This window comes from Rothia sp. P5764, from assembly GCF_048512965.1.
Lineage (GTDB): Bacteria > Actinomycetota > Actinomycetes > Actinomycetales > Micrococcaceae > Rothia.
The window spans coordinates 1-12,803 of sequence record NZ_JBLXXQ010000011.1 but is presented as its reverse complement, the minus strand read 5'-3'; the positions used below and the strand labels follow the sequence as shown (position 1 = coordinate 12,803).

10 protein-coding genes are annotated in these 12,803 nt (G+C 49.4%); 1 reads left to right on the top strand and 9 read right to left on the bottom strand.

The window, feature by feature from the left end; translation table 11 throughout:
• Nucleotides 1–47: 47 nt before the first annotated feature.
• From ACN08Y_RS10720 to ACN08Y_RS10680, 9 genes are all read right to left on the bottom strand, one after another.
• The gene (locus ACN08Y_RS10720; protein WP_419112698.1) at nucleotides 48–665 is read right to left on the bottom strand and encodes a single-stranded DNA-binding protein; all 618 of its coding nucleotides are present in this window, start codon (nucleotides 663–665) and stop codon (nucleotides 48–50) included.
• A 155-nt stretch (nucleotides 666–820) separates the two neighbouring features.
• Nucleotides 821–3,208 (bottom strand): hypothetical protein, encoded by a 2,388-nt coding sequence (locus ACN08Y_RS10715; protein ID WP_419112697.1) that lies wholly within the window; start codon nucleotides 3,206–3,208, stop codon nucleotides 821–823.
• Nucleotides 3,209–3,338: 130 nt separating this feature from the next.
• The gene (locus tag ACN08Y_RS10710; RefSeq protein ID WP_419112696.1) at nucleotides 3,339–4,460 is read right to left on the bottom strand and encodes a hypothetical protein; all 1,122 of its coding nucleotides are present in this window, start codon (nucleotides 4,458–4,460) and stop codon (nucleotides 3,339–3,341) included.
• Nucleotides 4,461–5,119: 659 nt separating this feature from the next.
• A complete protein-coding gene (locus ACN08Y_RS10705; protein WP_419112695.1) occupies nucleotides 5,120–6,901 on the bottom strand; it encodes a type IV secretory system conjugative DNA transfer family protein in 1,782 nt (593 codons plus the stop codon).
• 21 nt (nucleotides 6,902–6,922) lie between these two features.
• Nucleotides 6,923–8,164: a conjugal transfer protein TraC gene (locus ACN08Y_RS10700; protein ID WP_419112694.1), complete on the bottom strand. Its 1,242-nt coding sequence runs from the start codon at nucleotides 8,162–8,164 to the stop codon at nucleotides 6,923–6,925.
• A 331-nt stretch (nucleotides 8,165–8,495) separates the two neighbouring features.
• Nucleotides 8,496–10,025, bottom strand: coding sequence for an SCO6880 family protein (locus ACN08Y_RS10695; RefSeq protein WP_419112693.1), 1,530 nt, complete (start codon nucleotides 10,023–10,025; stop codon nucleotides 8,496–8,498).
• Between the two features lie 16 nt (nucleotides 10,026–10,041).
• On the bottom strand, nucleotides 10,042–10,995 hold the full coding sequence (locus ACN08Y_RS10690) for a hypothetical protein (RefSeq protein ID WP_419112692.1): 954 nt from the start codon (nucleotides 10,993–10,995) through the stop codon (nucleotides 10,042–10,044).
• A 48-nt stretch (nucleotides 10,996–11,043) separates the two neighbouring features.
• Nucleotides 11,044–11,451, bottom strand: a complete 408-nt coding sequence (locus ACN08Y_RS10685) for a hypothetical protein (RefSeq protein WP_419112691.1) — start codon at nucleotides 11,449–11,451, stop codon at nucleotides 11,044–11,046.
• Between the two features lie 125 nt (nucleotides 11,452–11,576).
• Nucleotides 11,577–12,242 carry a hypothetical protein gene (locus ACN08Y_RS10680; protein WP_419112690.1) on the bottom strand — a complete coding sequence of 222 codons (666 nt, stop codon included), beginning with the start codon at nucleotides 12,240–12,242 and terminating at the stop codon, nucleotides 11,577–11,579.
• 147 nt (nucleotides 12,243–12,389) lie between these two features.
• Between ACN08Y_RS10680 and ACN08Y_RS10675 the strand changes: the two genes are divergently transcribed.
• A complete protein-coding gene (locus ACN08Y_RS10675) occupies nucleotides 12,390–12,623 on the top strand; it encodes a hypothetical protein (protein WP_419112689.1) in 234 nt (77 codons plus the stop codon).
• Nucleotides 12,624–12,803 lie beyond the last annotated feature (180 nt).

The following is a 12,803-nucleotide window of genomic DNA, read 5'->3' as shown; positions in this document are numbered from 1 at the left end:
CCCCTATCGCCAGAGATAAGAGCGCTTCGTTACGTAACTACCGATTCTTACCGGCTCATTCCACCGGAATATTCCTGTTGCCCAGGGAACTGAGGCTGCGGAACGTTGGCTCCAGCCAAGGGAGGGGTCGTCCCATCCCAGCCAGAGTTAGACGCCTGTGCAGGTTCTGGTTTCTGTGCCGGAGGGTTCATTCGGGGGGTGAAGTCTGTACGCGCAACACGGCCAGTAGTCATATCTCGTTGGACTCCCCGGTCCATATCGAGGCTAGGCTTAGGGTTATCGGTAATCGCAACGGTTGCGAACTTCATCGAAGCAGAGACGTCCTTAGCCCAGATACGGTGATTAATGCCGGGTTCTCCGGTCTTATTGCTGATGTAAGGGGTGGCCTGGTATTGACCAGCAACTGTAACCATGTCCCCCTTCTTCACCGAGGCCAGAACGTTATCTGGCATATTGCCCAACGACTTATCGTTGGAATCTAGAGCAACGTTGTAGTAGACGGGGTCTGTTTTCCGCCAGTCCTCAACTTGGGCGTCCCAATAGCTGCGGCTTTCAGCAACAGCCAGGACAACTAGATATGAGCCGTCTTCACGGTCAATCTTTCGCGGGTCAGCGGCCAAGTTTCCGGTTACGGTGAAGTCATCAATGTGTGGGTGTGAAGCCATGAGAATCTCCTAAGAACTAAAAAGAGCAGATGAATTCACTCTGGTTTGAGTGCCTTCATCTGCTCTTAGGTTTCTGAAAGGAATAATCTAAGTGACTTACCTCGCCTATAGTAAGAGGGCAACTGTCGCAAATGCGACAGTTGCCCTCAGTAGCCCTACCGCCAGGAGATGTCCTCACGATCTGAACGAATTTCTACCTCGTCATAAACCGGGTCAAAAGCACCATCATCTTTGGGCGTGAACGGCACATCCTTAGATTCAGCTGCTTTTTCCCAGCCATTAATATCCTGCCAAAGCAAAGTCTCACTGACGAAGTCATTCTTCAAGGACACCGAACCCAATCCCGAAGCCCGGAATGCAACATTTTCGGCAATATCTTCATGTACCAAGGCTGAGCTTCCTGCAAGAACAACCTCATCCACATTCTCAGGAACCCAAGTTTCCACCATATTCACAACATAAGCAGGCTTCCCAGAAACAAGGTTAGGGTTTTCCGCATCTACCCACTGCCAGCCGGCTTCATCCAGGAGCTCCCTAGCCTCCGGCTCATCAACAAGCACAGCCTGATTAAGCTCACCGGAAGCAGGGGGCATATCAGGAGTTTTAGCATAAAGTGTTCCGCCGATAGCCACAACAGCATCAGGTTCCCGGGAGGGGAAATCCACATCAGGGGCCGCCCATGCTGAACCCTGCTCGATGAATGCCTTCGCCTGCTCAAAGTCCAGTTTTTCATAGACCAGCACATGGGGCCGCTGGTATGCCTCAAAAGGAGGCTCCCCCAATCGAACAAAATCGTTGAACCCGGCTTCTACACTCTCGACCCTGTCTACAGAGTATTCACGGACGGTACCGTCAAAGCCCTCGACCAACAGCGTATTCTCTCCGTTTGATTTAAGTTCCTGCTCCTTGACAAGACCTCGAACTTCAACGGCCTGATAGCTAGGTACGCGCTCGTTCCCTTGTCTGACCATTGGGTAGCCCACAAAGGAGACAACTTTTCCCCGAACACTTGGGTCATAAATAGCATCTCGAAAAGAAACTTCAGCGTTTTCTACATCAGCTACTAAATCTGGTTCTGAGTGTCCTTGTCTGGTCTGAGCCACCATTGGGATACCAGCAGCTAGCCATAGTTTTTCTTTCTCACTCAGAGCATTAAAGTGACGCCTCACATTTGTCACAGAAGTTGACTTAGCGCCCTCGCTATCTTGCAAAGGATAATCAAACTGATCCCTAAATTTAGCCGTAACCCGACCCTCCAGAGAATCATTAACAAATACAGCGCTGACCCTCCCTGCTTGGGGTTCCCCATCATCGAACTGGACAGAAACTTCATCGCTGACTCGTAAGTAGGCATCATCAGCTACCCCCTCACCTAGCCCCATAAGCCGCAGTTCATCTGGCGTGAGAAGCCTACCCCGCTCATCCAGAACAGGGATCAAATCAGCTCCATTCATATATGCAGCGGTGGCTTCATAATCGAGGCCGTCAAACACTTGTACTGACTTCCTCATTGCATCTTCATCCTCGCTGCCTCCGAGGAAATCACGGTGATAAGCGCTAATGCTGGCATCAACATCCAGCTCGAAACGTTCAATTTGATGACTGAAATCTTCAATGGCAAGAATCTGCGGGCCATCCCCAGCTGCAAGATTCTCTGTGACTCTACCCATTACTTCCCGTAGTTCTTCATCTCCCTCCTTTCTACCCACGAAGGAAACGACTTTCCCCACCAGGGACCCTTCATCTAGTGGAGAAGCGCGATAAAAATGGGGAGTCATGGATTCCGTATGACGATCAACCTGGATTTTGCTTTCAACATTGTCTCCCGATACCTCCAGCGTTGCGCTCAGAGGAAAACCAGAAGCTAGCAGCAGTTTCTCTCGGTCGGGCAGGGAAGCAAACGGGCGCTCCACAGAGAAAGCCGCGGATGGAACATACCGCCCGCTGTCAGAGTAGTTAGCTAAATTCGTAAAAAAATTTGAATAAACCGAGATTGGCTCTCCGGTTTCAACGTCAACATATTTGACCGAAGCATATTCTTCTGAATCCTCCGGCAAAATATCAACTGAAGCAACCCTAGCTTTTCCGTGGACAGCTCCCGATGAATCTTGCGTCGTAACAATATCTCCCGGCTTAAGCCGCGCTAAATCGACTGCTTTCCCGTACCGCCGTTCTGCCAGAACTCCCAGCTTTTCAAGCTCAGCACTATTCAGCATGCGCCCAGATGAAACCTCCGAAGACAGCTCACCGCCACCTTCCAGCTCAATGCCCCCGGACTCTTTCAGACGTGGCCGTAACTTCTGAACCAGAGAGGACGCCATATTCAAGAACCCAAGCGTCTTACCACCCTTATCCTTCAACTCAACGTGATTCTTCCAATCACTGGCTTTAGCTGGCTTCCAATGCGGAGGTTTAACCGCATCTTTCACAACAGCTTTAGAAACAAAATGGCCAGCTTGCAGACTGGTACGGGCACCTGCTTCTAGAAGTGTCAGCAGAATCTCCATGTATTCCTCAGAAAACTCACGCGTTGCAGTAGCCATCGCTACCGTCTCCTTTCTACAGAGTGAAATAGATTCACCAGGTATTAGGGATTAGCGATGCCAGCCGTAACTCACTTACTCAACAAAAAAAGGGGCGAACCGGAAAGGTTCGCCCCAACAGACCATGTATCTAATCACGGAAACGAGCAAGTACATCCTCAGGTAATCGTGAAGACGCGTAATCCTCCAATGCCTCATCTAATTCAGAATCCAACATGCCAGCAACCGTAGAGGTTGTCTGTAGATTGTCAGGCTCCCACTCACCTTCCACGTTCATTCGTTGCCACTGCAGGGAATCAGCTTCTGAGCCCCATGCCTGGACAAAAGCCTTCGGTTCACCAGCACCATCAGAGCAAATGAAGACCTGACCTAGACCCGAGCCATCTGCATTAGCCACAGCACCTACACTAAAGGGCTCGCTAGCTTCAAGCACCTGCCCCTGGCTGTCAATTACAGCTGCTCTCCAACGCCCAGGAGCTAACGAGTTTGCCTCATGAACAGCACCCAACAGATGATTTTGCCAATCCTGTTCATCCAGCTGAAGAACAAACGGGTGTTTCCCGGCTGCCCACACAGATGTGGAGACATGCTCTTTCTTGGCATTACAGGTCTTCATTGAGGCAGATAGACGCGCGATAACACCAGGGAGCATGTTCTGCCAAGTAGTCATCGGCATCACAGTCGCTTCACCTTCGGCCCACACTCTTGCTTCTGCATTAGCCGCGGCCCACAACTCCTCTACGACATCAGTATGTTTGTACCAGCAGGGAGCAACAACTGACGTATCAAGATGAAAAGTAAAAGTGAACCAATCGACCCATTCCCGCAGCCACTTCCAGGCTTCACTCTTGCGGTCCTCATCTATTTTCCTCCAGGCTATCCCCAGAAAATCAAGCGTATCAGAGCTATCATCTTCGTTCTCTGCAAGCATCGGCTGAACAAAGGGAGTAGGTTCATCATCATCAGCTTCATCAGAAGCAGAACCTGAATCGTCAAAAAGATGTGGAGCTCCACTCTCAAAAGCGCTGAGAATCTCTTTGTCATCTCCTTCAAGCACAGCACCCTGGGCAGAAAGCTCAGCAACTTTGACTGACTCATCCCAAGTCTGAGCGTCTTCAGCTATCACTTGGCTCTCGTCAACTTCCGCCGAATCCTCCCTATCAGAATTGGGCGCAGGTAAGTTAGCCACCCGAGCTAAACGCGTGGATTCCCGACGCGCAGAAAGGGAAACAACGTTATTTTTTAGAGACATGGTTACTTTCCTTACCTACTACCTAGCAACGCAGAAGCAAGTTGCTCAGAATAAAGATTTAGTCCCTCTGTTAGAGAAACCCTGTTCTTAGTGGCCAATGCCCTTACCTTCTCGTAACAGGGAGAATTAAGATACACATACTCCCCAGCCCTACGTGCTACCAACCTTCGATCACTATCCACTTCATATCGCTGATGACAAATGAAACATTCGCTCTGGCCAAAAACCTTAGCCTCATCAAAACTACTCATGATCAACCCCACCCTTCTCCTAATTATTTACTCTTCTTTTCATACTCTTGATGATATGAATAGACGCCTTATCCCTGCTCCAGCCCCGGAAATCTCTACCACGCTGGTCAAGAACCTGGTGGAGTTTCTGATGATGTTCACGGCACAAGGGAACTAAATCTTCGTCCTTTTCCTTTGATACCCAGTTTCCCTGAGCGTCTTTAGCAACGCCCTCATAGGACAAATGATGCAAATCTAATGGCCGCTTATGGGACTGTGTGCATCCGCAAACTTGACATACAGGAATGAACCCCGCGGCCTTTAGCGCTTTGTAATAACGAATCTTTCTATGAAGCCAAGCATGAGATGCCAAATAGCTGGTATATTCCCGTCGCCTGGCACCACGCTTCCGACCAAGTCCCATGAGAATTATGCCCCTGCATCACACGGCAACATTTGACCGTTTCGCTGAGTATCAACGAAAGTCTTCTGAGAAGCTGAGATTTGCTCCTTGTCCTTACGCTTGAAGAACGGTTCAGACTTCATCAGCAACGGGCGACCAGTATTTGGCATAACGAACGAATACCCCATCGGTAGTCGCGAGAGCTCAAAAACGCTAACAGCATTAACCCTCTGCTTATCCTCAGAATGTGTAATCCCCTGATCGCTATAGGAGTATGAGTATTTAACTCTCTCAGTCTCACCCATCCAGTCAACAAAAGATTTGAGCTTATCGACTTCTTTAGAGTTACCAAGCTGCACAGTGAAGTTTGCCGAATCCAAGATTTTTGCACCCGCACTATCTCCCCACTGGTCCTTGGCCTGAGAAGCCGACTGCATGTAGAGCGTAGCTCCGATACCGATACCACCACCGGAAGACATAACCTCGGGCAGACGGTTCCAAACGTTAAAGTTTGCAATTTCGTCAAGAACCAGACGCATAGGCGGGTCAAGCCGAGACCCTTTAGAGCGGTTAGCAAGCTTTTCCGCTGCTGAATACATATCATCAAGCATGGCGACCAGTAGGGGGCCAACTGCACCACCACCAGTTTTTGTTCCGATAAGATACAAAGTGCCGCGGTCCTTGATGAATTTCTCAGGATCCAGCGCGTGCGACCCATCGCCTACTTCAAAGAGCTCTGCGACTGAAGGAATCAGCAAAGACGCAGTAGCTGATTGGACACCCATCCACTTTGACTGCAAGGTTCGGGCATCACCCTTAATCTCAGCGTCCAATGATTCTGCCCAGCCAATCGCTGCTGCTGGTGACTGAGTCAAAATCTGCACAGCTTCACCTGCAAGAGCATAAGACTGGGTCCACTGAGCAAAGGTTGAGATAGGCACATTACCCAAAGCAGCTGCATGAAGCAGATAGGACAAGATTGTCGTTGCCATCTCAGCCCATTCTTGGTTATTCGAGGATGAACCAAGCCCGGAAGCCCCAATGATGACATCTGCCCTTTCCCGTGCAACCTGGGGCTCTGAACAACCACGATACGGTGACCACCGCATCTTTGTTTTCACGCCTGTGATGCTCTGAGGATCGAAAATAATGACCGGACGATTACCGCGTGAGCGCATCAGCCAGGTAGCAGCTGCATTATCTCCACGGGTAGAAGTCGTGATAACTGCCCCTGGGGAATCCAGAATCTCATTGATGACAAAATTGACGCCTTTGCCTGACCGAGGAGGGCCAAAAACAACGCACGTGTCCTGAGCAGGCAGCCAGACACCTAACCCTTGTGAAACACCAATTTTCCGACCAACATCAGAGAGCTGAGGTTTGTCCAAAGTAGGACGAATTGAATGTGCTTTCGCCTTAAGAGCTTTTGCCCCAACGTTCTTATTAACTTCTCGTGCCTGAGCGATACCGTCACGAACACTCAAATCCTTGATGAGCTTCTTATCCGACTGCATCCACCGGTCCCAGATCATATAGATCAGGACAAAGGCACTAATCAAAACAACCAGATACACAACGGCCACAACCTGCACAAGTGTACGCCCTGGTACACAAGTCTGGCCGGGGACAACCGTTGCGTCACCCCATGCAAGAGCAGCTGGAATAACACCGTACATCCCCAAAGAGTGTCCAAAGGTTCCGCACGAGAAAAAATAAGCTACTGAGAAAATAAGGTGCAACCCTCCAGCTCCAAACACTGCGAGGGCTACGGTGAAGACTGCCAACCAGTCACTTGGACGGATACGCATAATGGGACTCCTTCTTTACCGCTAAACTGCGGCTCTTACCTGCTCTTGATCACGGGATACCCGCATAGACTTGTTCGTATCAAAGACCGGACGTTCAGGGGCAGTCATCGTGTTCTGGACTTCAAAAGCATGGTTTCCAAGTTTCCACAGACCCCGCCCGGAGCTAAAACTTGCCACCTTCTCCCATTCACGATGCGAAAGCCCGAAGGTCTTTTTAACCAGCTCCTCTTCTTCTGCCTCCTGCCGGTATAGAACGCGCACCGGCGAGTCCCCCAAGAGAGAAAAGGCAGAGGCGCGCGCCTTTGAGCCTTCATCACCAGCCAGGTTCAAATCTCCGAGCTTGTGCAGAACCAAGATATTGAAAATTCCATAATGTCGAGCCAGCTTGTACTGCACCGTCATACGGTTCAGTGAACCAATATCGTCAATGACTTCCAGGCCCTCTTCGTAGACGACTATGCGCTTACCAAAATCATTTGAGGTAATAGCGGCTTCCGCCCAGGTCTGGATACAGGCATGTGCAATTTTTCGGGCCTCTTTTGACAAGCTCTCCAAACCAGAAGTGTCGAAGGTTACAATCGGTGCAGTAACATCAAAATCAACGGTGGACTCCCCATCAAACATGCCTGAAATATCTGAAGCTGCGCCATCCTCAGTAGACACGAGCGATAGGAAAGAATCATGCAAGATAGCTGCGGCTTCGTGACGTTGGCGCAAGTATTCTTCAACATGTTGACTGCGGAGCTTTTCTAATCCCACTACCACATCGGGAATAATAGGCTTACGGTTTTCCGCACGAGCAGCTGCAAGACCCAAGTTCAGAGCCTGACCAAGTACAAGACGCTCAGTAGGGTTCAACTCACGATTCATCAAGATCTCAGCAATCGCCCGAAGCAGAGCAAATCGGCGGTCCGCAACGATTTCTGCCCATTTTTTATTGGTCATGGGCTTGCCAGAACCATCCTTTGAGGGGCGGTTCCCCTCATCTAGTGGGTTAATTCTGGTCTCTTCACCGGAACCTACCCGAATTGTTTTGCCCGCATGGTAAGCAGAAACAATGCTCCATTCACCCTTACGGTCACTCATCACAAGAGCTTTTCGCCCGATAAGAACTTGCCGGGAAACAAAAGACTTAACCAGGGATGATTTACCTTCGCCCACTGCCCCAAGGACCAACATGGACATCCCTTTGAAGATTCCTGCGTTGTAGAACTCCCAAGGGTCAAAATAGAAGCCACCAGCACCAGACTTATCTTCGCCCATACACACGCCCGGAATACCAAAAGTAGAAGATGCGGTAAATGGGTAAGTAACTGCAGCATTGAATGAAGTGAGGCGTCGCTTCTTCCCAGAGAGCTTCAAATCACCCCGGAAATTGTGCCTCCTGTTTGCCCCTCCCTTGGCATATCTCGTACCTGGCAGGAAATGAGAGCGCTGATGCTTAACTTCACGCTCAAAAGCCTTCCGGTGCTTTTTTTCAATGAGACGGCGTGCTTTTCTATTCACGCGTGTTTCGTTAGGGTACTCCAGTTTAAGGATGCCCAGCTCTTGAGGGGTTTCCCTCTCCTGAATTTTCTCCATTGCCTTCTAACTCCTAGTCAATACCAACGCCGGCAAGAGCCCCTGCCGCAAGAACCCCAGCAAACTGCTGATCCCAACAGGGGTACAGCACCAGGCCACTACGTTTAGATGCAGCTATCGTTTGGGAATGGAACTTCTCCAGTTCTTCTTTGGTACTTGCGGTAATGGAGATGAATGCCCGCATGACAACTTCGGAAGACCCGGCCACAAGTTCAGCTTCTCGCTGCTCTAGATCCTCAACCTCGGTCCTATCGGCCAGAGAGATACGTTGCCCAGCTTTCCTCTTAATATCTAGAGCAATCTCCTTATCCTGAATTGCATGGCTAACTTTGGTAAGGGCTTCATCGCTATATCCTGCTTCGTAGACGATTGAGACAGCATGGCGGAACTGAAGGTCTTTTGTCAGCTTTGACATGAACCCTGGCTTGATGTCTTTCTGCGGCCATTCATCAATGACATAAGCTCTATGCCAGCAGGCATTAGCTCGTAAGCTACTCCAGTAGGCATAGGCACCAACAATGGGTTCATCTTTATTCAGAGTGAAAGTTTCATAAGCTGCTTCTACTCGCTCCCGAGCATTGAGCCAGTGCTCAATGTCGATTTTGTTCGATGAGAGGTCATCTTCAAGGCTTCGGCATAAAGTGTCGATAGCGGACAACAAGCCGGCCATGTTTGACCCATGTTCACGAATCAGGGTCCTCATCTCATCGACAGAAAAAACAAACGTGTAGTACTGCATGTGGTAGGTCATAAGGTTCCGGGCAAGATAGTCCTCATACCCCTGAGCAGCAATGGGATTGATATTTGGGTCTGCCCCGTTCAGCCTGACCTGTGACCGGTAGTAATTCAGAGACTGTTCAGGCGACTGCAAAGAAGTAATGTCAGTTGGAATGATGGCCTCAACGTAACGATTAGCCAGAACGACATCCAGATTCAGTCCATACTGATCAATGCGTTCGCCTTTCACATCATCATCTTGAAGATCAAAAGACTTCGTGTTCTTAATCTGAACAACCGCTGATACCCTCTTCGTAACGGGGTCATGCAAAATACCTCGGCCTTCAGGAGTGTTGTAAACCTGGAACTCGTTAGCTTGCCCTGGGAGAGTAAATTTCACTGGCCGAGGAGTAATGCCTGGTTCCGGCTCATTCCATTCCAAAGCTTCAGTCCGTGACTTTTCATCAGCAATACGAATGCGCTCCAGTGCTTCCTCATCAGCTAAGCTGTCGGCTCGTTCAGCAGGCCGGCGATAGCCGCTTTGTCCCGTTAGTCTCCGCAGCATTGCCTTATGCAGATGGGGAATCCACTCAAAGAGGGTACGTTTTTTGATTCTTACCCACCCAAAGATAGCGCCAAGAGTCAGCCAGAAGAAGAAAGCTACAATCATCCACGGGAAAGGGAAAATAAATAGAGAGATCAGAGCTAAAAGGATGGAAACGCCAAAAGCAATGAGGGGAACAAGGGATAACCCCAGGACAATACCAGTCTTTTCCTGACGCGGAATGCGAACCGGTGCAAGTTCAATTTTTTCTTCAGTAGACATAATAATTTACCTCGCTTTAACGGCGGCGTATACGTGACATGGATTGTGATACTCGGGAGGTTGATCGTCCCAAAAGCCCACCGGCACCTGAGAAAGCTGAATCTTGTTCCGAGACAGCACCAGCTGCTGTGAATGAAACAAATTTGATGACCAGAAAAGGCATGGCGATAGAAATAACCAAACCAGCAAGCCCAGCAAAAAATTGAGCTCCTGAATCAGAGTGGTTGAAAACTGTAGCTGACATTACGAGAACCGCAGCTGAAAATGGTTTTGCCAGTAAAAGGCCCACCGTAATTTTGAGCCAGCTAGGGAACCATGCCTTGGTGAAGTCCGAGGTTAGAGCCGTGACTGCCCAGCCTGCCATTGAAGCCATAATCACAACGCCTAGCGATCGCAGGGCCATGACGCCGGAGAGAAACCAGGACAAAAGCAGGATAATCCCAGCAAGGAGTGCGGGAACAAGCATGCTCATTGAACCTGTAGCGTTGCCTACACCTTCCCACATCTGGTATTTGGAGTTCACTCCAGTAAACTCGCCATTTATGATTTGCACACCGAAGATTTTCATAAAAGCGTTAGCGTTATCCGTAGCACCTACTTTCAAGATGTAAGCGCTCATTGCGTCAACAACCGATGAGAGCATCATGACGAGCATGACGGTGACATAAGTGAGGGGGATAGATAATATAGCGCCTACTCCGCCTCTGATAACACCAATTCCTGAGCCCCTAAAGATGCTGGAGACAATCTGCGCTGTTGATAGAACAACGCTAAAACCTGCGATAACAGGTAGCCAGGTCGAGAGCATACCTGGTGTTGACGGAGAGCCGACTACCGCAGCCCACCATGACTCATCAATGTTTGATGAAGCATAGGCTCCTGTGAGTGAGTTGTTAGCCTGAACGAACATTGTGCCGATCAGTTCGTCCCAGGACTGGCCGGAACCTCCCATGAAGTCAAAGAATGACATGTGGTTTACCTTTTCTCTCTACCTAGCTACCTATCAATCAGATATTCGTTAGGCAGGGGCTCCAGGGGGCGTGTAGCTGATGAAGAATGCGGAGGTAATCCAGAAGACCAGACCTGAGAGCGAGGTCAGGATTACTGCACCAAACAGGCCCCAGAGGAGAATACTGAGACCCTTCTCCTGGGCCTTACCCTGGTGGAAGATTTTGCCGATGACGAAGAGGATGGTTGCACCGATGAGGCAGATGACCATGACGATTAGACCAATAGCTAGGCCGATTCCGGCAATATCATTCATCGGTTGAGCGATGGGGTTGTTGAAGTTAGGTGAGACTTGCGGTTTGTAACCGGCCGCAAAAGCGTTGGTGATGGTAAAAATCATCATGGATGCAAGGGTGGTAATGAAGGCGAGGGACTGCCTAAACACCTTGAAATATGAGGTAGAAAAGAGTGTCTTCATGATGTGTTCCTTTACAGGTTTAGAGATGAATTAGCCTGCGAATAACAAGCTGTATAACTACTGATAAATGCAGAAAATTAGACATTCCGGTTTCGGTGCTAGAACCACCTGATTGAGTTTTTGGGCTACTTTTTGTATTCCGTAACATCCTGGTCATCAAGCGGCTTGACCGGTCCGCCACAACGCTCTGGGGAGTACCCATCTGGGGTTACATGCTCCAAATGGTCCTCAAAATTACCGTTATTTAATCCGCCGGTTACGGATGTCCAGGACACCTCGATTTGGTAGCAGGGATCGACCCCTGCATCCTCGGAAGCATTTTTCTTATACCGGACAATGAGCGCATTGTGCATCTCATTTTTAATCTGAGACTCATATTTTCCGTAGGAAGAACCCAAAATGGACTTCAGGTCCTCCTTGCCGTTACCGCCACCAGCCTGGTTGTTAGCAGAAACAACATCTGATTCATAAGCTGGCGTAACTGCCTGAGCCTCTGTTCGAGCCGGGGCCGGCATAAAGGTTGATCCCCAACCGATAAGACTCGGCATAGAAACAATGAGAACCATTCCCCACAACCCAAGTAAGAACTTACCTGGGTCAAAAGGAGACTGCTTGACCATACCGGTTTTCAAAAGGGTAAACCCCACAACGGTAACAAGGAGTGCGATGACTCCTGCGGTTAGGCCAAGCCCAAGCCACATTCCAGCAAACCTATCTACTTCGGGGACTTCCCCAGATGCCACAATCTCCACGACTGCTCCGTTCCAAATGTTTTCGCTCGAAAGCCGCATGATTTTCTGCTCATCAGCGGGTACACAGGGATTTAGGCTTAGAAGGGAAAAAAGTAAGTCACCAAACGCAAAATTTATTATGTAAAGGAAAAAATCCTTAATAGGATGGAGCTAACCGAACACCACACGACAAACAAGGAACAAAACATGCACCCCCTCGTACTAGCAATCACCACCCCTGAGCAATATGCCCAGCTCTCCGAGAGAAGCGTAAATGCCGCAGTAAGCCCCGACACGGGGCTGATGATACTATCCGGTCTCCTAATCCTCTGGCTCGTTATCTCCGTCATCAGGTTTTTTCTCAACATGGGAATAAAAATTGCCAAGGCTCTCCCCCTCCTCTTTGTCGCGGGCTTAGTCAGCATGGCCTTCTTGACCTAAGGTTCACCATCCCATGAACATAAGGGGGCGGGGCAACTGTCGCATTTTCGAAAGTTGCCCCCCCCCCCATCTGAACGCTAGAAAACTGGCTGAAAAACCCCCAACTGATAAAAATCAAGAACCCAATTCCCTGATTCATCCTGAATAAACGTCATAGTCTGTCTCTTTTACACATCTCCC